Consider the following 24,111-nt stretch of genomic DNA (forward strand, 5'->3'; position numbering starts at 1 on the left):
GCTCTCAGCTCGACACTCCGCGTGCAGCCAGAAAGTCGTCCACGATCTGCTCACACGCAGCCTCCCCGAGAGGCGTCAGCGTGGCCAGCTTGGTGAGCACCAAAGGTCCGACCAACTGAGCAAGTGCGACGTCGTAGTCGTACTCCCCCAACGCGTCGATCGCGTCCGGCGAGCGCAGGATCCGATCGAACGCGTGTCGGTACTGCTCGAAAACCGTCTGGCGCAGCGATCGCAATTCGGGCTTGTCCGTGGACAGGGCATCGACGCTCGAATAACCCTTCAGTTCCGGCCCCAAGCCGAGCCAGCACATCGCCGTCACCTGGATCGGTGCGCTTTCGATGGCCTTGGCCTGACTGGTCAACAACTCGAGCAACTGCGCGCGGAGATCGCCTTCACCGGACATCTCCGGCACCGGCGGCAGTAGACGTGCAAATGCCGCGGCGAGTAACTCCGTGCCGCTGTCGAAATGGCGGTACAGCGTCGCACGCGCGACGTTGGCCAACTTGGTGACGGCATCGATCGTCACGGCGTCGACGCCGCCTTCTGCCAGCAGCGTGGTCGCTGCGTCGAGCAACCTGGACCTGGAACGCTGTTTGCGCGGGTCCTCGTCGTTTCCCTGCTGTTCGATTCCCTGCTTGTCGATTCCCACCGTCACAACTTCAGTTATACCCACTTGGGGGTTGTGGAACTGCTGTTCTTGTAACGATACTGATGGTCTTGTTTCTATCGGGAGGTTTCGTGAGTAGCGATACGACGCTCGAACAGTCCACGTGGACCATCCGACAGATCTGGATGCTGACGGTCGCGTGCTGCGCCGTCGCGCTGGTCGTCGCAGCGATGGCCGCTCTCAACACGGCCCTTCCCGACTTGGCCCGCGATACCGGTGCAACACAGAGCCAGCTCACGTGGATCGTGGACGGGTACACGCTCACGCTGGCTTGTCTCTTGTTGCCGGCGGGCGCACTCGGCGATCGATACGGTCGACGAGAACTGCTCATGTTCGGACTACTCGTTTTTGCTGCTGGCTCGTCGATTCCGGTCTTCGCGGACGAACCGTCGTGGGTCATCGTCTCCCGCGTGATATCCGGCGTCGGCGCCGCATTTGTCATGCCGGCGACGCTGTCTCTACTCACTGCAGGTTTCCCGCCGGCGCAGCGTGCCCGCGCCGTCGGAGTCTGGTCCGGCGTCGCAGGGTCCGGTGCAATCGCCGGACTCGTCGTCTCCGGGCTACTCCTCGAAAAATGGTCCTGGCATTCGATTTTCGTCAGCCTGGCCGTCGTCTCGGTCCTCATCCTCGTGGTGTCGTTCACGATCGTGACGTCGAAGGACACGGAGGCAACTCCACTCGATCTACCTGGTACAGCGCTGATCGCCGGCTCGATCGGACTGTTCGTCCTGGGGATGATCGAGGCGCCGGCCCGTGGTTGGCTCGATCCGGTAGTTCTCGCGTTGCTGGTCGGCGGAATTGCCATGACAGCAATCTTCAGCTGGGTCGAATTACGCACTCGCCAGCCACTTCTGGACGTCAGACTGTTTGCCAATCGTGCATTCGGCAGCGGCGCAGCGTCACTGACCCTGCAATTCCTGGCGACTTTCGGCTTGTTCTTCCTGATCGTGCAGTATCTCCAACTGGTGCTCGACTACTCCCCCCTGCAATCGGCGCTCGCCCTCATGCCGATCGCCGTGCCGGTGATGGCGCTGTCCGTGGTTGCTCCCCTGCTGATTCCGCGTATCGGCCTTCGCGCCCTCACCGCCACCGGGGTTGCCTTCCTCGGAACCGGAATTGCGCTCTTGACGCGCTTGGACGCCAGTTCGACCTATGCCGAAGTCTGTGTTCCCATGGTAGTGGCCGCTATTGGATTGGGTTTGTCGACAACCCCCGCCACTGCTGCCATCGTCTCCAACGCACCGGACTCCAAACAGGGTGTTGCATCAGCAGTCAACGACGCAACCCGTGAGATCGGCTCCGCCATCGGCGTTGCACTGGCGGGAAGTATCCTCGCCGCCGGCTACGGAAATCACGTCCAGCCCGCGGTCGACTTGCTACCCGAACCGGCCAAGGAGCCGGTATCCGGTTCTCTGGCCGCCGCTCTCCACGTCGCCGAAGCAGCCGGGCCGCAGGGTGCCCAGTTGGCCGAATTCGCCCGTGAAGCCTTCATCAAAGGCATGGATCAAGGAGCACTCACGCTCGCTGCGATCATGTGGGTATCCGCGATCGTTCTGGGATTCTGGGCTCCGGGTCGTCAGCGAGACTGACCGCCTCGTCGGTACGCCGGGGCCTTGGTTGTCTGCTCCGACTGCAGAGTCTGCAGGAGGGGCATCGACCGGAGCGGCACCACAACCGAGAGAACCATGACGCTGGTCGACCGGGTGGCTATCCCCGACCGATTCAGTTCGAGCAGCGTCGCTTGCAAATCCTCGTGCGACGCAGCGGCAATCCGGCACAGCACGTCGCCGGAGCCGGTGGTGGCAAAGGCTTCGAGCACACCGGGGATCGCCTCGAGTTCCGCGGTGACGGTGTCGAGCGCCCCCTGGGCGATCTGCAAAGTCACGAATGCCTGTACTCCGAAACCCGCTGCAGCCAAATTGACGTGCGGCGCGTATCCGGCGATGACGCCCGCATCTTCCATCCTTTTCAATCTCGCCTGCACTGTCGCCCGCGCAACCTTGACCTGACGCGAAAGCTCCAACGCACCGGCTCTCGGGTGCTTGTTCATCGCGTCCAACAGAGCCAGATCCACTGCGTCGAGATTCACGTCCGCTCCACTCGTCGTTCAACTATGCAAATTGCCTACAAAACAGTGCCACCATCTTCGCATTCCGGCGCTGTGTCTACTTTCAACTACCTCCGTTGACTACCCAACCTCTGAAGGACTTATCTGTTTGTACCGGCAGTGCCGAACATAACTCGAGCACCGCGCTGTGTACATCGCACTCAGAGGGGACTCACCATGACCGTCGAACAGACTCTCACCGACGACGAACAGTTGGCCGGCCTGGATCTGGAGCAATTACGCCAGCTGGTCGGACTGGTCGAGTACGACAGCGATCACGATCCCTTCCCGGTGAGTGGTTGGGACGGCCTCGAATGGATCGTCGGAAACGCCACGCAGACTTCACATTTCTTCCAGTCCGCATTCGGCATGGAATTGGTGGCCTATTCAGGCCCGTCGACGGGAAACCGCGACCACCACGCGTTTGTACTCAAGAGCGGTGCCGTGCGCTTTGTCGTCAAAGGTGCTGTGGATCCGACAAGCGAGTTGATCGCGCATCACAGCCGTCATGGCGACGGCATCCGCGACATCGCGCTCAGCGTCCCTGACGTGGACAAGTGCATCGCGCACGCCATCACCCAAGGTGCGACGGTGTTGAGCGAACCGCACGACGTCACCGACGAGCACGGCACCGTTCGCCTGGCCAGCATCGCGACGTACGGCGAGACTCGGCACACCCTCGTCGACCGTTCCCGCTACACCGGCCCTTACCTTCCCGGATACGTCGAACGGACGTCGTCGTACCGCAAGCGTGACGGCGCGCCCGAGCGCATCTTCCAGGCCCTCGACCACGTCGTCGGCAACGTCGAACTCGGCAAGATGGACCAGTGGGTCGACTTCTACAACCGGGTCATGGGATTCACCAACATGGCCGAGTTCGTGGGCGGCGACATAGCCACCGACTACTCCGCGCTGATGAGCAAGGTCGTCTCGAGCGGCAATCACCGAGTCAAGTTCCCACTCAACGAACCTGCCATCGCGAAGAAGCGGTCACAGATCGACGAGTACCTCGAGTTCTATCAAGGTCCCGGCGCTCAGCATCTCGCGCTTGCGACCAACGACATCCTCGGAGCAGTCGATGCTCTGGTCGACGAAGGAATCGAGTTTCTCTCTACTCCGGCTTCGTATTACGAGGATCCCGAATTGCGCGCGCGTATCGGAGAGGTTCGAGTTCCGATCGAGGAATTGCAGAAGCGAGGCATCCTCGTCGACCGCGACGAGGACGGCTATCTTCTTCAGATCTTCACCAAGCCGATCGGAGATCGTCCCACCGTGTTCTTCGAGATCATCGAACGCCACGGCTCACTGGGATTCGGACTGGGAAACTTCAAAGCCCTGTTCGAAGCGATCGAGCGTGAGCAGGCCGCGCGGGGCAACTTCTGAGGTAGGTCAGCTGTTTTCGGTCCACGCCCAGACCACCGCGGGTCGCCCGGTGGCACTGACCCGGACTCGTTCGTCCGTACGTTCCAGCCCTGGCAACGCTTTGAGCGTCCGGTTCAAATTGCCCGGGTCCGGACGCACACCGGAAAGCTCCTCCGCCACGGCCAGCGCGTACGACGCCGGAAACGACGGACCCAGTAGTGCCCGCGTGAATGCCTGATCTCGCCACAACAGGGTGTCAGCAAGGATCGGGCGGGTATCGGCGACTATCCGATTGTGGTCGAACGCAAGGTCCCCCGGGTTGTCCCAGCTCACCCATTCGGCCGAACCCGGCACCTCGTCCGACGAGATCACTGCCCACATGGTCACCGAGAGCGTCGGACCGCGGGGGTCTCGATTGGGTTCGTCGAACACGGTCAATTGACCGCTGACGAGGATCTTCTCGTCGGGAATTCCGAGCTTGGTGGTCACGGCTCGCCTGGCGGCGTCCTGCAACCGCTCACCGGCGCCCAGCAGTACACCGGGCAGCGCCAACTGCCCGGTGTACGGCTCCGCTTGCCGCGGAGTGACGGCAAATCGCAACATCCCGGGTTCCGGATTGCCGAACCGGAGCGCGATGACATCGATCGAGACAAGTGACTGGTCCACACCGTCCATCATGCAGGCACTGGGCAGCGCACCTGACGATCGACCCGGTCGGCACCGTTCGCGGTCAGCACTACCGGCGCACCCATTTCCTCGCTCAGATACCGGGCGAAATCCTCCGGGTCGGCCGGAAGTTCCTTCGGCACGACCCCTACGGCTTTCAGGGAATCTGTCAGCGCCTGCTGGTGATCGAGATCCTTCCACTCTCCGACGGGAACGAACGGCAATCCTTCGTACGCGTGCACCCCGTGGATCGGGATGCCTGCAGCCCGCGCGCGATCCATCGCATCGAGATGAGTAAGCGCTAAGCCATCGACGCCACCGCTCACCTCGATTGCGTAGTGCAACAACAACTCGTCGAAGTGGCCCGTCCGGAATCCGCCTTGATACTCACCCGTCCCGTTGTGCAGCTCGGGCAACACCTTCGCCAACTCCGGATCCTCCGTCGGGAAGGGCCCAGCTCCGTGTCGTGTCATGTAGGTGCGGGTGACGCCGAGTACGTAACTGTCCCGGCCCAACTCGTCGATCATTGCTCGCGCGTTGGACGGCTCGACCGTCGACCACGTGGTGTGTGGGTGAAACCCCCGCCACTCGTCGAGAAGGACACCTTGTGCCCCCTCGAATACCAGACGACCACCGGCACCCAACGCGCCCAGCGCATCCGGGTCGGCGATGTCCACGACGGCACCGAATTCCGCGTACATGTCGACCATGTCGTCGATCGGCGGAAAACCGTGGCGACTCTCCGCGATCAACGGTCCGTAGAATGTGACCAACGCCGACAACTTACGACGCAAGGAGTCAGGTCGCCGGCAGTCTCCCACCGTAGGCGCATTCGCAACTTCGAGCGCGTACGCCGCGGTCTCACCGATCCCCTTGCCACACGAGCCGTGTCGGTTACCGCCGCGAGCATCCTCACGGGCCCTGTTGGCGGCCACGTGAATCGGCGTCGTCAACAATGCGCGCGCGTCGATCCGTATCAAATCGAACGGATTTCGAACTCCGAGCGCTTCCAGAGCACGCGCCTCCCGGGCGAGCGCGATGGGCTCGACCAACACGAATCTCGAGAGAAACGTCGGGACGCCGGACAGCGTTCCCGAACCGAACTGCGAAAACGTGTGGTGGCGCTCGCCGACCGTCACGTTGTGCGCTGCCTGTGCCCCACCGTTGAAGCGGACCACTGCGGCCACACCCAAATCGGCTTGGTCGGAGCAAAGCCAATCGACGGTTGCTCCCTTCCCCGCATCTCCGAACCCGAGGTCTACGACGACGATATCGCGGTCTTCGAACGGCTCCATCATGCTCTCCTTCTATGCGAAATCGACATCGTCCGTATCGGTTCCGAGATCGTGGGGCAACCCGGCCACCGTCGCGGTGCTGCGCCCTGGAATTAGAGCGAGAGCCTTGCCGACGGTCTCGGCTTCAGCTCTTGAACCGATGTCGCGGAGATCCGCCAGTCCGTCACGCAGGTCGATGCGGTCCTCGCCGATTCCGACCGTCAGCGCGATCAGTTCGCACACCGCAGCGGGGTCGTCGAGTTTGACGAAGCGTTCACCGAGCAACTTCTTCCAGTGATCCGCGATTTCCGGATCGTTGAAGTACGACGACTGATCTGGCAGAACGAAGTAGACATTCCATCTTTCTTCGAGTTCACGGTAGATCGACGAGACCGATACGTCCTGACGTACCTTGTCCCCGATCACCGAACGGATGTGACGAGCCGAGAGCCGCGGCTTGTTCAGCTCGTCGCCGATGATGAAGAGGTAGCCTTTCCTTCCGCGCTTCTCCCAGGCATCCGTACTGGTGTGGCGCGCCATGAAATATGCTGCCAATTCATAGCTTTCCGACTTCTGTCCGCCACCGTTGCCCTCGAGGAAGATCGTCCGAAGCTGCTCGTCCATCGCGTTACCCGACTCGAACTGACCGACTTGTAGTGGCACCTGATCGGAATCGGCGTCGCCGATACCACCGAACAGAATCTGCGGATCATCCGCGTATCCCTTGCGTTGCAGCAGCCCGTGCAGCTTTCCGAGCTTGTCCTGCATGATTCGCGGAACAGCGCCCATCGAGCCGGTGACATCGAAAAGCACTGCTATCGGGAGAGAATCGGGGTGCCCGGCCGAGTCTCGGCATTCACGCTTGTCGACGCCGAAGGGGTCGAGGGTCGGGTCCGCTTTCCAACTGCTTCGCGGACGCGACCGAAGCGAATCGGTGTAACCGAAATCGTCGACACCGCGTGCGGCACGAAAAGTCTTGCCCGCCAAATAGGTGTTGTCGTCCCAGTATCCGTAGCCCATGACAATCACTGTCCTTTCGTGGATGGAACGGCGAACGGACGAAATGTCCGCTGGCCATAGAGAAGATCGAGGAGTTCGTCGAACTTACCCAGTAGGTCGACCGCGTCGGGACGCAATCTCGGGTTGTCCTGCATGCAGCCGTCGGCAAACACCTTCATCCGTTCGTGGGTCTGCTCGCCCAGCATTCGGAGCATCAAATGATGAGCCATGTAGACGTCCCAGGCCGGAGACGCTCCTTCGCCGAGTTCCGGTGGGTACGAATCACGATCGGAACCGATCGTCGCCACCGGGCGGCTGCCCGTACGGGTGGCAAAGGACCAGCCGACCAGCACCACCCCGTGCCGATCAGGCTCGATCAGCACGTTCTCCGCGGTAATCGCCGTGTGCACCCAACCAGTCGCATGCGCTGCTGCCAGAGCCCGAAGTAGCCGTCGGTGCATCCACGCCCAGTCCCGTGGATCGAGGCCACCTGGATACGCCTCACGGACGTCGGCGAGACTCACAAAACCTTCGGTCAGATCGTCCAACACATCGATCTGACGTCTCGTGCCGCTGCCCACATGGGTGATTTGATCGATCAATCGCGGGAAGTACGAGACTGCCCAACCGGCTTCGCACGAATTCTCGATGTCCGTCAACACATTCCGTTCGGCCTCGATCATCGAGTTCGCCCGAGGGTCTCGCGGAATCTTCAGTACGACACCGGCATCGGACCGGTACAGGTTAGCGACCGAGCCGCGCGCTACCAGTCCACCCAACGTGTACTCGCCCCGCTCGCCGACATAAACGGGCCGAGAATCTGCCGGCTCGAACTCCGCTGGCCAACTGCGGTAAAGCTCGTTCAACCGAGATGTTGCGGCCGAGTATCGCACCCGATCTTCGGGCTTCGCCCGGTCCGGATGAATGGCTGAGGCGAGCCGATGAAAACGACGCTTCGCAGCGCGACGGGTGTCGAGATCGCTGGAGTCCCCCCCGAACACATCGGCCGAAACTCGTGCTGCCTCGACGATTTCAAGTGCCGTGCTGATCGTTTTCATGGTTTTAGTCTAACCGACTAAAACCAAGACGGCAAGAATGCGTATTTCATCCGAGTACATGCGCATCACATCAGGACACGGCAATCACCTGTCGGCACCGAGGGCTGAAACAGCTTTGCGTAGCTCGATCACTGCCGGACTGCTGTCGCCCTCGCGGGTACACAGATCGATCGAACACTGCTCGATATCGGAAATGCGCACGAAACTGATATCCGAGCGGGTGTAGTACTCGGCAATGGTTGCTGCCGTTATCACCACCGCCCGACCGTTGGCGACAACCTCGAGCGCTTCGTCCATCGTGCGGACAGAGGGACCGTACCGGACGGGTACACCACTGGGGCGCGGGTCCACCGACCACCATTTCACCCATTCGGGTGGCGCACCGTCACTCGAAACCTGCACAGTCCCATCTATTTCAGAAATCTCGATGCTCGTACGGCCCGCCAGTTGGTGTCCTCGAGGCAGGGCCACCACCCGCGGTTCGACGCCGATCCGTTCGAGCACCACACCGTCGAGCACCGGCAGTGGAGGGCGCACGAAGGCGGCATCGACGGTCGCGCTCGCCACCGCGGAAACCTGTTGGGACCAGTCCAATTGGACCAGCTCCACCTCCGCATGCAACGAATCGATCACCGCACGTCCCAAACTTCCGGCCGCCCCGTTGATGAATCCGATCCGCAACCGCCTGGCCCGCCGACGCTCGAGTGCGTCGAGCCCGTTCATCGCGCGAACGGCGAACTCGAGAGCGGGCCGCGCATCCGCGACGAACACCTCACCCGCGGCGGTGAGCACCACCGGGTGCGAACTGCGATCAACCAACTCGACACCCACCTGTTCCTCGAGTCGACGAATCTGCTGACTGAGAGCAGGCGCCGTGACGAACAACCGGTCTGCCGCTCGGCCGAAGTGCCCTTCCGCCACGACGACGAGCAACGAGGACACCAACCGCAGATTCAGATCTTCACCTCTTCTCGCCTTTTTCATTACCGTCCATTCGGTTGTCTTAGGCCGCTGTTCGCCAGCAAAGTGATGACCATCACGGTATCTGAACAGCGGAGTTAAGCAAACCGGCAATTGTCGAACGAAGTTCTACATGTACAGCGAATGCCACGTCAGGTCACAGTTGTCGCAGATCCGGACAGCCCGCCGAATCCGCGAAACCAGGAGATGTGATGAGCAAGTACGAGCACGAATTCGTCCACATGATGGATGGCGTCGAAAAGCAATTGGAAACCATCGACAATCCGCGGCACCAGAAGATCCTCCGAAACTACCGGCGCCACGCATTGCTCGAGGTCTCCGGTCGTTACAAGGAAATCCTCTCGCCCGACATGACCGTCGAAGAACCCGTCTACCGGTTGTTCGAAGACGGGCAGTCGATTGTTCTGGACGGCATGGACGCCGTCACCAACTTCTACCAGTCACTCGCCGAGACGGACACCCTTGTCATGTGGACCGGACAGTCCGACTTCGCGGTCTCCGACAGCGGATTCTCGGGTGAGACTCTCTTCAGTCAATTCGTCCCAGGATCGATTCTGGGAGACGGGGTGTTCGGCGCGGTGCACGAATCGGGTGGATCCACCCCCGCAGCCCCCGAACAGTCGTCGGACATCGACCCCGACGGTTGGTATCTCGTGCGTCGGACCTTGGCATTTGTCTGGCCGTACGACGAGCAGGGGCGACTCATCGGTGAGCATGTCTACGAAGATTCTGCTTCGAAAGTCGTGACCAAGGTGGACCCGAGCGAAGTCATCACGGCGGCGCGCGCAGCCGAACTGCTTGCCCCACTGCTCGAAACGCACCTGCCGTGAGCGCGCCCGTAGCCATTGTCACCGGCGCAGCTGCCGGGTTGGGCGCCGCTATTGCCGAGCGCCTTGCGGAGGACTTCGGCACCCTGCTTCTCCTCGACATCGAAGAGGCCGCACTCGCCGACACCGCAGCACGCCTGGAAAGCCTTGGCGTAGCAGTCCACACGGCACGATGCGATGTTCGACGTGAAGGTGACGTCAAGAACGCCTTCGACGTGGCTGCATCGGCCGGAAGCCCGACTGCACTCGTCAACGGCGCCGGAATCGGCGTCTTCACTCCGTTCCTCGAGATCACCGAAGACCAGTGGGACAACACCTTTGCGGTGAACACCAAGGGCAGCTTCCTGATGTGCCGCGAATTCGTGAGCAGAACCGAGGGTCCGGCAGCGATCGTCAACATCGCGTCGATCGGTGCCCGCTTGGGCGGTGACATGCTCGCGCACTACGGACCGTCGAAGGCCGCCGTGATCGAGATGAGTCACAGCGTCGCCCGGATCGGTGCGACTCGAGGACTTCGCTCGAATACGGTCATGCCCGGCCTGATCCTCACCGACATGTGGCTTCGAACCATCAAGGAACTGCGTCGACGCGATCCCTCGCTCACAGATGTTTCCGATGCTGACGTCTTCGATTCTTTTGTCGCACAGATGGTTCCGATGGGTCGAGCTCAGACGCCCGGAGACATCGCCGAGATGGTCGCCTTCTTGCTCAGTGACAAGGCTCGCAACGTCACCGGCCAGACGATTGCCGTCGACGGCGGCGCCGTGATGACCTGATCGGGTCGATGGCGGTCAGCCCCAGCGCGACTGGCCGCCGTCGAGCGGGATCGTGGCACCCGTGAGGTACCCGGCGTCTTCGCTGACGAGGAAGACGACGGCACGACCGATGTCGGTCTCGGGGTCTCCGACGCGTCCCAGCGGAATACCTGCGACAAATGCCGCTGCCTCTTCGGGATTCTTGTCCATCCACCACTGCAACGCGGGAGTCTTGGCGTGCGGGGCAACATTGAGAACGCGAATGTTGTCCTTGCCCCATTCACAGGCCGCAGCGCGGGTCAACGAGCGCATGCCTTCTTTGATGGAACCGTAAGCGCCGTAGTTACTGGCATCCCAGCGCACCGCCGCCGAGGTGACCATGTTGATGATGACGCCACCGCCACGACTGTTCATGTGGGGGTACGACGCCTGCATCATGCGCAGGGTGGCGAGCGGCCCCGTCGCGAAGGAACGCTCGAAGTCTTCGTCGAGCACGCTCGAGAGTGGGCCGGGCTTGCAGTCGTTGGCGTTGTTGACCAGGATGTCGATTCCGCCGAACAGTTCGACGGTACGGTCCACGGCGTCGGTGATGTCGTCCTTCTTGCTGACGTCGCAGACCACCGCCTCACCGCGCGCACCGATGTCAGCCAGTAGTCCGCACGTGGTGTGCAACTTGGATTCGGTGCGGCCGGCAACGGCGATCACGGCGCCCTCTTTGGCCAAGGCCAGGGCAATCCCCTGCCCGATTCCCTGACCCGCACCCGTGATGAGTGCAACTTTGCCTTCGAGCTTGCCCATGTGACTACTCCAATGTCTGTCGACGCAGAGGTCCCTTTGCGGGAGGGACCGGTCGATTCTGGTGACTGCCGCCGTTTGTCGTCTACACTCGACCTACAAAACAACCAAGCACTTGCTTGACCCTACGGTGCGCGACCACGTCGCGTCAATCACATTGGGCGGCAATTCAGCTCGGCACCGCACCAGGAAGGCTCCACCGTGACACTGCCCAACCCCGTCGATTTCAGCGGACGCTCGGTGATCGTCACCGGCGGCACCAAAGGCATCGGCTACGTCATCGCCGAAACCTTCCTCGCCGCGGGTGCGAACGTGCTGGTCTGTGGCCGTAACGAGCCCGAAAACCTACCCACCGCCGACGGCCGTAGCGCAGCCTTTCGCGCCACTGACGTCCGCGATCCCGCCGACGCCGCAGCCCTCGTCCAGGATGCCGTCGAGCGCTTCGGCCGTCTGGACGTCCTGGTCAACAACGCCGGCGGCTCCCCCGATGCCGATGCTGCGACGGTGTCACCCCGCTTCGTCGAGAAGATCGTGGCCCTGAACCTGTTGGCACCCTTCAACGTTGCCCAGGCCGCAAATGCAGTGATGCAGACTCAGGACGACGGCGGTGCCATCATCAACATCGGCAGTGTCTCGGCGATCGACCCGCAGCCCGGAACCGCGGCGTACAGCGCAGCCAAGGCAGGCCTCCTCGTTCTGACCAAGGCATTGGCCCTCGAATGGGCGCCGAAGGTCCGGATCAACCACATCACCACCGGCCTGATCCGTACCGAGGCTGCCGCCGAGGTCTACGGCGCCGACGGCGGCGTTGCGGTCACCAGGACCATTCCGATGGAGCGCATGGCCGTGCCGGCCGATATCGCCAACTCCTGCCTGTTCCTGGCGAGCCCGCTCTCCTCGTACGTGAACGGCGCCGACATCGCCGTTCACGGCGGCGGTGAGTACCCGGCTCGCTACATGGCGACCCACCAGGATTGAAACAAATACGAAGCAGCCCCTGAGCGGATTCGCTCGGGGGCTGCTTCTTCGTGTGAACAACTGCGGGGCGCGACGAGGGGTCAAGCACCCCGCAGTTGAGTCTGGAGGGACTAGCGAGCGGAGAAGCTCACTCGTGCACCGGAAATCGCTACCTGATCACCCTTGGTGACCTGGAAGGCCAGGTCGTCGGGAGTTCCCCACGCAACGATGGACGGCGCCTCACCCGGATGGATCGCCGCAGCGAATCGACCTTCGAGACTGACAAGATCAGCCGGATGCACTCCGGCGACCCGAGCAAGCTCGAGTGTGCTGGCGGCCAACGTGCACAGGCCGTGCATGATCGGACGCGGCTGGTTGATCCGCGCCGCAGCCTGGGGATCGATGTGGATGTGGTGCTTGTCGCCCAGGAGCCGGTACATCGCCGTCTGGTTCTCCGCTGTGGTCAGCACACCGGTCAACGAAGGCTCGCCGGTCGGCTCCGCCGGACGTGAGGGTCCACGTTCTCCGCCGAATCCACCGGCACCGGGGGCAAAAAGTGACCAGGTCGCGACGAAGTATTCGCACTCCACCTTCACTTCGAACACGGCCGCTGCGCCCTTGTCCCACACCTCGCCGACCGAAGCCTTCAAGGTCACGTCACCGCTACGCGGAAGCGGAGCAAGCACTTTCAGCTCTTGCGAGCCGTGCAGTGCCGTCGAGGTGTCGAAGGCGCCCGCCGAACCCAGAGCGTCGGGAGCCCACTGCGCCAGCGTCAGAGCAAAGGTCGGCAGTACCCGAAGCTGATCCTCGAAGACGAGGTCCAGCTCGGTCGCCTTGGCGCCCACGGCAAGTGCGTACAGGATCGCGTCGCGCTCGGTGTACGACACGGTGCGGGTCCCGAGATCGGCTCCACGCCAATCGCCGGCGGTCTTCGCAGCTTCCGAAGTTGTCACTGTCTTTTCCTCTCTCAAACAGCGCCGAGAACGAGACCGCTGGTGGGTACTGCTGTTCCGGCTGTGACCAATACGTTTTCGACGCCCTCGGGCTGGTTGGTCGACGTGCCTCGCACCAGTCGCACACCTTCGGCAATTCCGTTGACACCGTGCAGGTACGCCTCGCCGACCTGACCACCGTGAGTGTTGGACGGCAGGCGTCCACCGATCTCGAGGTTGCCTTCGCGGATGAAGTCCTTTGCTTCGCCTGGCTTGCAGAAGCCCAGTTCTTCGAGCTGGGGAAGCACCAACGGAGTGAAGTGGTCGTACAGGATCGCGGCGTTGATGTCGTCCGGTGTCAGGCCGCTCTGGCCGTACAGCTGACGAGCAACCAGGCCCATCTCCGGGATACCGGAGATGTCGGGCCGGTAGTAGCTGGTCATCATGTGCTGATCCTTGCTACTGCCCTGAGCGGCGCCCTTGATGACGACGGGCTTGTTGGCCAGATCCTTTGCGCGCTCGGCAGAGACGATGACCAATGCCTGGCCGCCGTCGGTTTCCTGGCAGCAGTCGAGCAGGTGCAGCGGCTCGGCGATCCAGCGCGAGTTCTGATGGTCCTCGAGCGTGATCGGACGCTCGTAGAACCAAGCAGCCGGGTTGTTGGCGGCATGCTTGCGCGCCACCACTGCAACTCGTCCGAAGTCCTCACTCGTCGCACCGTACTGGTGCATGTAGCGGCGGGCGAACATGGCGACCCACTGAGCGGGAGTCGACAATCCCTGCGGAGTCATCCACGCATATGCCGCGCGATCCGCGGTGCTGTCCATGGGGCGATCGTGCTGCCCTAGGCCGTAGCGCACACCGGAGCGCTCGTTGAAGGCGCGGTAACAAACCACGACGTCGGCAACACCCGTCGCAACTGCCATGGCCGCCTGCTGCACGGTGGCACACGCGGCGCCGCCACCGTAGTGAATGCGCGAGAAGAACTTCAGCTCGCCGAGACCACAGTTGCGAGCCACGATCGCTTCGCCGTTCGTCTCCGACGTGTAGGTGGACAGACCGTCGACCTCGGACGGATCGATACCGGCGTCAGCGAGTGCCGCGACGATGGCCTCACACGCCAACTGCAGTTCGGTGCGGCCGGAGTTCTTGGAGAACTCGGTGGATCCGATGCCGACGATGGCGGCGGCTCCCGAGAGTGGGCTGATCGCCATCAGGGCCTCTCCTCTTCCTTGAAAGCGACTGCGACGGTGCCGGATGCATGGTTGCCGAGGCTGTTTGCACCCTGCACCTTGACCACGACCACTCCGTCTTCCTTGGACACGACCTCACCGGTCATCGTCATGGTGTCACCCGGGTAGTTGGGCGCCCCGAGACGAATGGCGATGCGGCGCAGGGTCGATGCAGATCCGGCCCAGTCCGTGACGTATCGACCGACAAGACCGTTGCTCGTGAGGATGTTCATGAAGACATCCTTCGAGCCACGCTCCTGCGCCAGGCTCGGATCGTGGTGCACGTCCTGAAAATCGCGAGTGGCGATTGCCGTGGCGACGATCAACGTGCGGGTCAGCGGGATCGCCAACTCGGGCAATGCCTCTCCGACAACGACGTCTGCGTAACTGCGACCGGCAAGTACGGTCATGCGAGCACCTCCACACCGGATGCGAGCTGCGCACCCAGACGCGCCAGATCGGAGCTGGAACCACCGAGGGTGGCAGCAATCTGCTTGCCCCACAACAGGTGACGGTGAACCGGGTAGTCGGTGTCGACGCCCATGCCACCGTGAACATGCGTGGTGCGATGCACGACGCGCTGTCCGCCGTCGGTAGCCCACCACTTGGCGACCAGTACCGAGGTGCCGAGATCCAGTCCCTCGGAGATGCGCCAGGCGGCCTGCCACAGTGTCACGCGCATCGCTTCGAGATCGATGTAGCAGTCAGCGAGTTGATGATTGACGGCCTGGAAGGTCGCCAGCGGACGGCCGAACTGCTTGCGGCCGTTCAGGTACGTGACGGCCTGCGCGACTGCACCCGACCCGACGCCCCATTGGATTGCGGCCAATGCCAGCTGAACGCGGTCGATCAGCCACGGAACCGTGGTGCCGTCAGCCGCACCGATCAGCTGCGCGGGGGCACCGGCAAAGGTGACGTTGGCACAGATCTCCCAACTGGTGGACTGCGTCTGTTCGAGCGTCACTCCCTCGGCACTCAGGTCGACCAGCAGCAGTGCCGTACCAGTGGAAGCGGTTGCCGAAACGAGAGCAAGGTTCGCGACGTGAGTCATCGGCACTACTGCCTTCTCACCCGTCAGAGTCCAGTTGCCGTCGGCGTCCTGCTCAGCCGTGGTCAGTGGGTCGCCGCCAGTGTACGGACCGAACTCTTCGAGACCGACGGTCAGGAATCGACTGCCGTCGGCAACTCCCGGAAGGAGTTCGGCGCGAAGGGAATCAGAGCCGAATTCGTTGACAGCCAATGCTGCAAGGGTCGTTTCCCAGATCGGCACGGCCGCAACGTGACGTCCCTGCTGTTCGAGCAGTGCGTACAGCTCGGACAAGCCGAGGCCACCGCCGCCGAACTCCTCCGGCAGGGCGATACCGAGCAGGCCGGTGCTCGCGAGTTCGCGCCACAGTTCACGGTCGACGCGCTCAGCGGAGAGTTCGATCTCCTTGGTGCGCTCGATCGTTGCCTTGCTGGTGAAGACCTCGTCGGCCAGTGCGCGAATTGCTTCCTGCTCTTCGCTGAAATTGAAGTCCATCAGTGCTCCTCGCGTACGGCCGGCCGGAACGCGGGAAGCGTCAGATCCGGGTCGGCGTCGATCCAGTCAAGTTCCACGGGCATGTCGACCACGACATCTTCGGGCGCGATACCCACCATGTTGGCGATCAATCGGGTTCCCTCTTCGAGTTCGATTACCGCAACGATGAGCGGGTAGTCGAACGCGTCGATCTTGGGGTGGTGATTGACCACGAAGCTGTACACCGTGCCACGACCCGACGCGTTGATCGTGTCCCACTCGAGTGACCGGCACTCCCCGCACATCGGGCCGGTGGGATGACGCAGCGTCTTGCAGGACGTGCAGCGCTGGATCACCAGACGGTGCTCCTTGGCTGCTTCGAACCAGAAAGCGTTGTCCGCGTTGAGAGCCGGACGCGGACGCAGTGCACGAGGAGCTTCGGGCGCAGCAGATTCCTGAGGTTTGAACCGCAGCGTCCGCCACCGCTGGGTGCCGACAACCTGATCGTCACCGTTGCGGTAGGTCTTGAGCGTCGTGACGAAGTGTCCGACACCGAGGCCGGTCTTCTTCTCCGGCGAAATCGACTCGATGACCTCGGTGTAGTTAACGCGATCGCCTGGGCGCAGTTCGGCGAAGAACTCCTGATCGGAATCGGTGGCCACGACAGAGCTGTAGCCGGCTGCGTCGAGGGTGGCGATCAGATCGGTCCACACCTGCGACGGGTCGTTGCCCGCCATCTTGTCGGTAAAGGTCCGCATGATCCAGACCTGGAGCATCTGAGCGGGAGCGACGACGCCGTCGCGTCCGGTGGCGCGGGCGGCGTCGTCGTCGAGGTAGACGGGGTTGGTATCGCCCATGGTCTCGGCCCAATGCCGGATCATGGGGATGTTGACCTCGTCGGGTCCCCAGGTGGTGGGAACAAGCGTCTGGCCGACAAAAGCGTCGAGTTGCGCCGAAATGTCGCTCACTTGACCCTCTTTTCGCGAACGAGTCCCAAGCCGATGGTGCCGACCATGTCCCGCAGAACTTCGTTGACGCCGCCGCCGAAGGTGTTCACGACACCCTGACGCGAGATCTGCTCGATCTGACCGGCAAGCAGAGCGCCCGGAGACTCGGGGCGGATGCGACCGGCGGAGCCGAGAATTCCGAGCAGGGTGCGGTAGACGTCGACGTGAGTCTCGGTCCCGTACGTCTTGGTGGCACCGGCGTCGGCTCCGGAGAGCGTGTCCTGTGCGACGGCTGCCGTCATCTTCCAATTCAGCAGTCGCATGGCCTCGAGCTTGGCGTGTGTGCGAGCGAAGTCCTGTTGCACCCACGGGATGTCGATGGCGCCGTTTTCCTTGGCCCAGTCCAGGACCAGGTTCCACAGACCGTACGTGCGACCACCGATGGCCGCCAGGCCGATTCGCTCGTGGTTGAGCTGAGCCGTGATGAGCTGCCAGCCGCCGTTGACCTCGCCCACAACGTCCTTCGACGGAACTCGAATGCCGGAGTAGTACGTGGACGTCACCATCAAACCGCCGACGGTGTTGATCGGTGACCACTCGAAGCCTGCATCCTCGGTGGGGACGATCAGGATCGAGATTCCCTTGTGCTTGGGGGCATCCGCGTCGGTGCGGCAGGCCAGCCACACGTAGTCGGCAGTGTTGGCGCCACTGGTGAAGATCTTGTTGCCGTCGACGATCCACTCGTCACCGTCGAGAACCGCACGAGTCTTGAGTGACGCAAGGTCGGTGCCGGCCTCGGGCTCGGTGTACCCGATTGCGAAGACGATGTCGCCGGCCAGGATGCCGGGCAGGAAACGTTCCTTCTGTTCTTCGGTGCCGTACTTCATCAACGTCGGTCCGACGGTATTGACCGTCACGAAGGGAAACGGCAGACCTGCGCGCTGAACCTCGTCGAAGAACACGAACTGCTCTTCGATGGAGCGTCCCTGTCCACCGAATTCCTTGGGCCAGCCGATACCGAGCCAACCGTCCTTGCCCAGCAACTTCACGATCTCGCGGAAGTACTCGCCACCCACACCTTGCTCGCCGGCCGCGCGACGCTTCTCTTCCGGCAGCAGCGCCGCGAAGTACGCGCGCAACTCCTTGCGGAGCTCCTGCTGCTCGGGCGATTCCCTCAGATCCATCGCTGTTTCTCCTATGGCATTCATGGCTGGCAACTCTTGGCCTGGACGCTAACCAGATGCCCAGGTGGGCGCTGTGAGTGTCTCGATGAGCGGGAAGCCGAAACATGAGCGGCGTCACATAGGGTGAGATATGCGCATGGACTCCTCGGATCGCGTCGCTCTCACCGACTTGGCCGCCAGGTATGCACAGGCCGTCGACCGTCGAAACACCACCGCACTTGCGGCTCTCTTCACTGACGACGTGGCATTCGTCTTGCCGCCGGCATTGAACGGAACGGATGCGCCGACGGAGATACGTGGGAACACCGTCGTCAGTAGTTCGGTGGTCGATGCCGTCTCACATCTGCACTCGACCCGGCACATCGTCGAGCAGCAGATCCTCGACCTCGACGGCCCCACCACCGCACACGGTGAGGCTTACTGCTCCGCTCACCACATCTATCCGCGGGGCGAGGGCCACCGGGACAACCGGATCGAGATCCGTTACCAGGACAGCTTCCAAAAGGTCGACGGCACCTGGCTGTTCTCGCGTCGCGAACTGGTAGTCGATTTTGCCGAGGACGTTCCGGTCATCCTGCTCGGACAATAGGTACATGAAAAAATCGCGGTGATTCTGTATCTCCTCACGGGAGGTTTACCGGGCTAGCGTTCAGCAACTGTCACGCCATCTCGGCGTGCGTTCGGCTATGTCTTGGAGATTCACATGTCACGCTCGCGCACCAGAAGATTCCTCGCTGCCTTCGCAGTGGCCGCCGTCGCAGTCGGAACCGTAGCCGCGTGCTCGAGCGACAACTCCTCCGACGAGAACGCACCTCTTCGCATCGTCGCTTCTTCGGTTCCGCACGCCGAGATCCTGAAGTTCGTCGAAGAAAAGGGCCTGCTCGGTGACACCAAGATCGAGGTCAGCGAGATCACCGGCGATCTCGACGCCAACGAGGTGCTCGAAGCCGGAGACACCGACGCCAACTTCTTCCAGCACGTGCCGTACCAGGAATCGTGGTCGAAGGAAAAGGGTGTCGACGACCTGGTCGCCGTGGCGAAGGTCCACGTCGAGCCCCTCGGTGCATATTCCAAGAAGGTCACCAACGTGGCCGACCTGCGCCAGGGCGCAACGGTCGCTTTGTCCAACAACGTGACGAACTTCGCCCGTGGGCTGTACCTGCTGCAGCAGGCCGGATTGATCAAGCTCGATCAGCAGTTGGGCGCCCCCGGCACCGACATCACGCAGATCAGCGAGAAGAACATCATCGACAACCCCAAGGGACTCACGTTCACCCAGGTCGATCCCCCGCAGCTGCCGCGCACGCTCGACGACGGAAATGTCGATCTCGCAATCATCAACGGCAACTACGCAATCGAAGGTGGCCTCAACCCGGCCAAGGACGCCCTGGTGCTCGAGAAGGCCGAGGGCAACCCGTACGCCAATGTCCTGACCGTACGCACCTCGCTCGAAAACGATGCGCGAGTACAGAAGTTGGCCGAGGCATTGACGTCCGCCGACGTCGCGACGTTCATCGAGCAGACCTACCAGGGCTCGGTCATTCCGGCCAGCGCTACCTGATCGAGACCCGTCATGGTCTTCTCGATCGAATCGGTCTCCAAGGAATACCGCAGCGGCACACAAGTTCTGCATGCACTCGATTCCGTATCCCTGAAAATCGAAGACGGCGAAATCTTCGGCATCATCGGCAAAAGCGGCGCCGGCAAGTCGACTTTGCTGCGCTGCCTCAACCTGCTCGAACGCCCGACCAGTGGCCGGATTCTGTTGGGCGACACCGATCTGACCGCGTTGAGCCCAGCGCAACTGCGCGACACACGCAAGCGGATCGGTGTCGTGTTCCAGCATTTCAACCTGCTGCATTCCCGTTCGGTCGCCGCCAACATCGCCTTCCCTCTCGAAGTGGCGGGATACTCGCGGGCAGATCGACGTGCCCGCGTCGACGAGCTGATCGAGTTGGTGGGCTTGGAAGACCGACGTGACGCCTTCCCCTCGCAACTGTCCGGCGGCCAGAAACAACGCGTCGGCATCGCGAGAGCCTTGGCGGCTTCACCCGACGTCCTCCTGTGCGACGAGGCCACGAGCGCCCTCGACTCGGACACAACCGATTCGATCCTCGACCTGCTCGCCGATCTCAATCGACGACTCGGTGTGACCATTGTTCTGATCACCCACGAGCTCAACGTGGTTCGACGGATCTGCCATCGCGCTGCGCTGATCGATCAGGGCCGCATCGTCGACGAGGGAACGCTCACCGAACTGGTCGCAGACCCGGACTCACCCCTCGGAGAGGCGCTACTGCCGACCGGAACGGTACGAACGTCCACGACCGGAATTCCGGCGCTCCTCACCTTTGTCGATTCACTGTCCACCTCACCCGTGATTTCCCAACTCTCACGAGATCTCGACGTCGACGTCACCGTGATCTCCGGCGGTATCGAGGACATCGGATCCCATCAGGTCGGTCGCCTTCGCGTGGAGTTCGCCTCGCACACGGGACTCGTCAGCAACGAAGAGACAAGAAAGTCTGTCGAAGAACATCTTTCGCAGCGCGGAGTGAAGGTGACGTTCTCATGAACAAGACGTCCTGGCAGGATTCCCTGGGCGAAGCATGGGAAGCCCTACTCGACACGCTCTACATGGTCGGTGTCTCGTTCGTGCTCACCGTGATCATCGGTATCGCTCTCGGTGTTCTGTTGCACGCGAGCGCGCCCGACGGAATCCGTCCCAACCGCGTCCTCAATTCGGTTCTGGGCACCGTGGTGAACATCGGCCGTTCGCTGCCGTTCGTCATCTTGTTGGTGCTCCTCATCCCGGCAACGAGGGCGATCGTCGGAACAGCGCTCGGGGCGACGGCAGCGATCGTCCCGCTGACCATCGGTTCGGTGCCCTTCTTCGCTCGCGTCGTCGAGAACGCGCTACGTGAGGTCGATTCCGGACGCGTCGAAGCAGCACGATCGATGGGCGCCACCGACAAAGACATCATCACCAAGGTGCTGCTGCCCGAATCCGTACCGGGATTGGTAGCAGGAGCAACCCTGACGGCGGTGATGCTGATCGGCTTCTCGGCCATGGCAGGTGCCATCGGCGCCGGTGGACTCGGCGACTTCGCAATCAAGTACGGCTACCAACGATTCAACACACCGGTGCTGTTCGTCGCAGTCGTGATCTTGATCGTGCTGGTGCAGGCAATCCAGTCGACCGGCGATCTCGTGGTTCGTTCAATGGCGCACAAGCGGTAACTGATCAGCTCGAGACCATCGCGATCGCTGTTCGCAGTCCGCGCCGCTTACCCGTCTGCGGATCGACGCCGAACACTTCCTTGATTCCGCCTCGGATGCGGAACTTCAACTCCGAGTGCGTCTCCGGAGCGTCGTCCTGGGAAGCCGAGAGAAACCTGTTGGGCAGCGACAACTTCCAGATGGTGCGCAGAGTCAATCCGTACTGCTTCCACAGCGGCCCGGTCGTGTACGGGAGGTCGTACTTGTCACACAGGTCGCGCAACGGCACCGCGATTTCCGAGTACCGATTGCTCGGCAGATCCGGGAAGCAGTGATGCTCGATCTGGTAGCAGAGGTTGCCGCTCATGAAGGCCATGACGGGACCGGCATGAAAGTTGGCAGAGCCCAGCATCTGTCGTAGGTACCACTGAGCGCGCGATTCGTTCTCGAATTCCTCGAGCGTGAACTTCTCGGCACCGTCGGGAAAGTGCCCGCAGAAGATGACGGCGTAACTCCAGTAGTTTCGGATGAGGTTCGCAACGACGTTCGCCGTCAACGTGGTCTTCCACGCGGGGCCGGTCAGGGCGGGGAACAGGATGTAATCCTTCGCCACCTGACGCGCGATCTTCTTACCGACGTCCTTGGCCATCTCCGATTTCTCGGACCACTTCACCTCACCCTTGCGGAGTTTGTCCGTTTCGAGGTGATGCAGTGCCACTCCCCACTCGAAGAGGGTCGCGAGCACAAAATTCGTGATCGGTTGAAAGAGATAGTCGGCGTGCCACTTTTGATCGCGCGTGACGCGCATGATTCCGTAGCCCACGTCGTTGTCCAGTCCGACGATGTTGGTGAACTTGTGATGGGTGAAGTTGTGCGAGTGCTTCCATCCCGAGGACGGGCAGGTGTTGTCCCACTCCCAGTTGCTCGAGTGAATCTCGGGATCGTTCATCCAGTCCCACTGGCCGTGGATGATGTTGTGGCCGAGTTCCATGTTCTCGATGATCTTGCCGACCCCCAGCAGCGCAGTCCCCAGAATCCAGGCAGGCTTCTTCTTGCTGGCGAACAAGACGATGCGGCCGGCCACCATCAGAGAGCGTTGAAACGCGATCGTCCGCTGGATGTATCGAGCGTCGTGCGCGCCGCGCTTCTCCTCGATGTCGAGCCGAATGGCGTCCAACTCGCGCCCGAGCGCTTCGACGTCTTCCTCGGTGAGATGGGCATATTCCTTGATGTCGGTGATCGCCACAGTGTTTCTCCGTATCGGTTTTCTCCGTGCCGCAGGACTGGTCCGTCGGGCGGTACCCCTGGGAGCCGGTGCGGAAACGTCAGCCCCGATATTCATGTGCGTCTTCACGCAATCTATGCCAAAGTCGATATACGTGAGCCCCGAAAACAAGATCACCATCCGCACCGCTACCGAGAGCGACTGGCCGGCTCTCCAACTACTCGACTCGGTGGGGTTCGGTTTTCACCCGTCTCCCGCGGTCAGCGAACTGACGAAGGCGCTCTACAAGCCCGAGGACATCATCCTCGCCGTCGACGGTGACCTACCCGTCGGCGTGGCCATCGAAATCGACATGGAATTCACCGTGCCCGGCGGACGCCAACTCCCCACGCGCGGAATCACCTGGGTATCCGTCGCCCCGACTCACCGTCGACGTGGTGTCCTACGCTCGATGTTCACTGCACTTCACGCCCACATCGAGTCGACCGGAGCACCACTTGCGGCCCTGACGGCCAGCGAGGCCGGCATCTACAACCGCTTCGGATACGGCCCGGCCACCTTCAGCGAAGGCATCACCCTCGATCGCCGCTTCGCACGATTCCGCCCCGAGGTGCCCGACAATGGTGGCGTGTCCATCGTCGACATCAAAGCTGCCTCGACGCTTCTTCCCGAGATCTACGACCGCTGGCGGCTGCAGACACCCGGCGCTCAGGTCCGTCCGCAACCGCTCTGGGACCATATGTTCGCCGACCCGTCCGAGGATCGTGACGGCGCCTCCGGACTGTTCTTTCTGACACACGCGGACGGATACATCGCTTACCGGCACACGAGCGAGGGCCGCGACAGCATCGCCCGGATCGACGAGTTCGTGACGATCACCGAAGATGCGCACGCGGCGCTGTGGCGCACGATCTGCGGCCTCGACCTCGTCACCCGGATCGAGACACGCCAGCATCCTGCCGATCCACTCCGGCTGATGCTCACGGACTACCGCCTTGCCCGGACGACGACGCGCTCCGATCGACTGTGGCTGCGCATCATGGACGTTCCCGCGGCTCTCGAGGCTCGTGAATATGCTGCTGACCTGGACACAGTCATCAAGGTCGAAGATCCGTTCCTGAAGGCCGGCGGAACCTTCGCACTTCAGGTCAAGGACGGCAAGGCCACCTGTACGGCCACTGACGCGGTGCCTGCGATCACGATGCCCTCTGATGTCCTGAGCAGCTTGTACCTGGGCGAGCACCAGGCCAAGACCTTCGCGGCGGCGCACCGACTCCACGCGTCCGATCCGCAGGAGATCCTGAATTTCGACTTCGCTTTCAACGCGCAGAAGCCCGCAATTCTCGGGTACGGATTCTGATGATCTTGCCGACACGGGCATCGACGATTTGTGCCCTCGGTCGTATTCAGGGTTAGCCTCGAA

General features: G+C 62.2%; 25 protein-coding genes. 10 read left to right on the forward strand and 15 right to left on the reverse strand.

Features of this window, described 5'->3' with window-relative positions:
• Nucleotides 1-4: 4 nt before the first annotated feature.
• On the reverse strand, nt 5-655 hold the full coding sequence (locus tag GN300_RS05465) for a TetR/AcrR family transcriptional regulator (protein WP_030537009.1): 651 nt from the start codon (nt 653-655) through the stop codon (nt 5-7).
• A 56-nt stretch (nt 656-711) separates the two neighbouring features.
• Between GN300_RS05465 and GN300_RS05470 the strand changes: the two genes are divergently transcribed.
• Complete coding sequence (locus tag GN300_RS05470; protein WP_063315785.1) at nt 712-2,256, forward strand: MFS transporter; 1,545 nt, start codon at nt 712-714, stop codon at nt 2,254-2,256.
• Here GN300_RS05470 and GN300_RS05475 read toward each other — a convergent pair.
• Nucleotides 2,244-2,756 carry an Lrp/AsnC family transcriptional regulator gene (locus GN300_RS05475; protein WP_051649709.1) on the reverse strand — a complete coding sequence of 171 codons (513 nt, stop codon included), beginning with the start codon at nt 2,754-2,756 and terminating at the stop codon, nt 2,244-2,246. The genes GN300_RS05470 and GN300_RS05475 overlap by 13 nt on opposite strands.
• 195 nt (nt 2,757-2,951) lie before the next feature.
• On the opposite strand from GN300_RS05475, the gene hppD reads away from it, so the two are divergent.
• Nucleotides 2,952-4,157: a 4-hydroxyphenylpyruvate dioxygenase gene (gene hppD, locus GN300_RS05480; RefSeq protein ID WP_058037677.1), complete on the forward strand. Its 1,206-nt coding sequence runs from the start codon at nt 2,952-2,954 to the stop codon at nt 4,155-4,157.
• A 6-nt stretch (nt 4,158-4,163) separates the two neighbouring features.
• On the opposite strand, the gene GN300_RS05485 is transcribed toward hppD, so the two are convergent.
• From GN300_RS05485 to GN300_RS05505, 5 genes are all read right to left on the reverse strand, one after another.
• Nucleotides 4,164-4,814: an NUDIX domain-containing protein gene (locus GN300_RS05485; protein WP_020909123.1), complete on the reverse strand. Its 651-nt coding sequence runs from the start codon at nt 4,812-4,814 to the stop codon at nt 4,164-4,166.
• Nucleotides 4,811-6,100, reverse strand: a complete 1,290-nt coding sequence (locus tag GN300_RS05490; protein ID WP_058037676.1) for an adenylosuccinate synthetase — start codon at nt 6,098-6,100, stop codon at nt 4,811-4,813. The genes GN300_RS05485 and GN300_RS05490 overlap by 4 nt, the downstream gene beginning before the upstream one ends.
• Before the next feature lie 9 nt (nt 6,101-6,109).
• Entirely contained in the window at nt 6,110-7,096 is a 987-nt protein-coding gene (locus GN300_RS05495; protein WP_030537005.1) for a hypothetical protein, read from the reverse strand.
• A 5-nt stretch (nt 7,097-7,101) separates the two neighbouring features.
• Complete coding sequence (locus GN300_RS05500; protein ID WP_063315784.1) at nt 7,102-8,133, reverse strand: hypothetical protein; 1,032 nt, start codon at nt 8,131-8,133, stop codon at nt 7,102-7,104.
• Between the two features lie 84 nt (nt 8,134-8,217).
• Nucleotides 8,218-9,117, reverse strand: coding sequence for a LysR family transcriptional regulator (locus tag GN300_RS05505; RefSeq protein WP_063315783.1), 900 nt, complete (start codon nt 9,115-9,117; stop codon nt 8,218-8,220).
• Between the two features lie 188 nt (nt 9,118-9,305).
• Here GN300_RS05505 and GN300_RS05510 point away from each other — a divergent pair, with 188 nt between their 5' ends.
• Together GN300_RS05510 and GN300_RS05515 are read left to right on the forward strand one after the other, a co-directional pair.
• Nucleotides 9,306-9,944, forward strand: a complete 639-nt coding sequence (locus tag GN300_RS05510; protein ID WP_007732640.1) for a hypothetical protein — start codon at nt 9,306-9,308, stop codon at nt 9,942-9,944.
• Nucleotides 9,941-10,717, forward strand: a complete 777-nt coding sequence (locus tag GN300_RS05515) for an SDR family NAD(P)-dependent oxidoreductase (RefSeq protein WP_007732641.1) — start codon at nt 9,941-9,943, stop codon at nt 10,715-10,717. The genes GN300_RS05510 and GN300_RS05515 overlap by 4 nt, the downstream gene beginning before the upstream one ends.
• A gap of 15 nt (nt 10,718-10,732) precedes the next feature.
• On the opposite strand, the gene GN300_RS05520 is transcribed toward GN300_RS05515, so the two are convergent.
• Complete coding sequence (locus tag GN300_RS05520; RefSeq protein ID WP_058226566.1) at nt 10,733-11,494, reverse strand: SDR family NAD(P)-dependent oxidoreductase; 762 nt, start codon at nt 11,492-11,494, stop codon at nt 10,733-10,735.
• A 198-nt stretch (nt 11,495-11,692) separates the two neighbouring features.
• On the opposite strand from GN300_RS05520, the gene GN300_RS05525 reads away from it, so the two are divergent.
• Nucleotides 11,693-12,469, forward strand: coding sequence for an SDR family oxidoreductase (locus tag GN300_RS05525; protein WP_054187449.1), 777 nt, complete (start codon nt 11,693-11,695; stop codon nt 12,467-12,469).
• 110 nt (nt 12,470-12,579) lie between these two features.
• Here the strand turns inward: GN300_RS05525 and GN300_RS05530 are convergent, their stop codons facing one another.
• From GN300_RS05530 to GN300_RS05555, 6 genes are read right to left on the reverse strand one after another with little or no spacing between them, the layout of a single operon-like run.
• The gene (locus tag GN300_RS05530; protein WP_007732645.1) at nt 12,580-13,401 is read right to left on the reverse strand and encodes a MaoC/PaaZ C-terminal domain-containing protein; all 822 of its coding nucleotides are present in this window, start codon (nt 13,399-13,401) and stop codon (nt 12,580-12,582) included.
• A 14-nt stretch (nt 13,402-13,415) separates the two neighbouring features.
• Nucleotides 13,416-14,594, reverse strand: a complete 1,179-nt coding sequence (locus GN300_RS05535; RefSeq protein ID WP_003940050.1) for a lipid-transfer protein — start codon at nt 14,592-14,594, stop codon at nt 13,416-13,418.
• A complete protein-coding gene (locus GN300_RS05540) occupies nt 14,594-15,022 on the reverse strand; it encodes a MaoC family dehydratase (protein WP_003940399.1) in 429 nt (142 codons plus the stop codon). Before GN300_RS05540 ends, GN300_RS05535 begins: the two co-directional genes overlap by 1 nt.
• A complete protein-coding gene (locus tag GN300_RS05545) occupies nt 15,019-16,134 on the reverse strand; it encodes an acyl-CoA dehydrogenase family protein (protein ID WP_030537002.1) in 1,116 nt (371 codons plus the stop codon). The genes GN300_RS05540 and GN300_RS05545 overlap by 4 nt, the downstream gene beginning before the upstream one ends.
• Nucleotides 16,134-17,081 (reverse strand): bifunctional MaoC family dehydratase N-terminal/OB-fold nucleic acid binding domain-containing protein, encoded by a 948-nt coding sequence (locus tag GN300_RS05550; RefSeq protein WP_054827060.1) that lies wholly within the window; start codon nt 17,079-17,081, stop codon nt 16,134-16,136. The genes GN300_RS05545 and GN300_RS05550 overlap by 1 nt, the downstream gene beginning before the upstream one ends.
• Nucleotides 17,078-18,244 carry an acyl-CoA dehydrogenase family protein gene (locus GN300_RS05555; RefSeq protein WP_003940442.1) on the reverse strand — a complete coding sequence of 389 codons (1,167 nt, stop codon included), beginning with the start codon at nt 18,242-18,244 and terminating at the stop codon, nt 17,078-17,080. The genes GN300_RS05550 and GN300_RS05555 overlap by 4 nt, the downstream gene beginning before the upstream one ends.
• A gap of 130 nt (nt 18,245-18,374) precedes the next feature.
• Between GN300_RS05555 and GN300_RS05560 the strand changes: the two genes are divergently transcribed.
• The 4 genes from GN300_RS05560 (at nt 18,375) to GN300_RS05575 (ending at nt 21,484) form a co-directional block, all read left to right on the forward strand.
• Entirely contained in the window at nt 18,375-18,833 is a 459-nt protein-coding gene (locus GN300_RS05560; protein ID WP_063315782.1) for a nuclear transport factor 2 family protein, read from the forward strand.
• A 114-nt stretch (nt 18,834-18,947) separates the two neighbouring features.
• Complete coding sequence (locus tag GN300_RS05565; RefSeq protein WP_003940478.1) at nt 18,948-19,805, forward strand: MetQ/NlpA family ABC transporter substrate-binding protein; 858 nt, start codon at nt 18,948-18,950, stop codon at nt 19,803-19,805.
• A 12-nt stretch (nt 19,806-19,817) separates the two neighbouring features.
• The gene (locus tag GN300_RS05570) at nt 19,818-20,819 is read left to right on the forward strand and encodes a methionine ABC transporter ATP-binding protein (protein ID WP_007732648.1); all 1,002 of its coding nucleotides are present in this window, start codon (nt 19,818-19,820) and stop codon (nt 20,817-20,819) included.
• Complete coding sequence (locus tag GN300_RS05575) at nt 20,816-21,484, forward strand: methionine ABC transporter permease (RefSeq protein WP_007732650.1); 669 nt, start codon at nt 20,816-20,818, stop codon at nt 21,482-21,484. The genes GN300_RS05570 and GN300_RS05575 overlap by 4 nt, the downstream gene beginning before the upstream one ends.
• Nucleotides 21,485-21,488: 4 nt before the next feature.
• Here the strand turns inward: GN300_RS05575 and GN300_RS05580 are convergent, their stop codons facing one another.
• The gene (locus GN300_RS05580) at nt 21,489-22,709 is read right to left on the reverse strand and encodes a fatty acid desaturase (RefSeq protein ID WP_007732653.1); all 1,221 of its coding nucleotides are present in this window, start codon (nt 22,707-22,709) and stop codon (nt 21,489-21,491) included.
• Nucleotides 22,710-22,842: 133 nt separating this feature from the next.
• Between GN300_RS05580 and GN300_RS05585 the strand changes: the two genes are divergently transcribed.
• Nucleotides 22,843-24,048: an enhanced intracellular survival protein Eis gene (locus tag GN300_RS05585; protein ID WP_042924862.1), complete on the forward strand. Its 1,206-nt coding sequence runs from the start codon at nt 22,843-22,845 to the stop codon at nt 24,046-24,048.
• Nucleotides 24,049-24,111: the final 63 nt, after the last annotated feature.

The organism is Rhodococcus sp. Ni2, from assembly GCF_021352185.1.
Taxonomy (GTDB): Bacteria; Actinomycetota; Actinomycetes; order Mycobacteriales; family Mycobacteriaceae; genus Rhodococcus_F; species Rhodococcus_F qingshengii.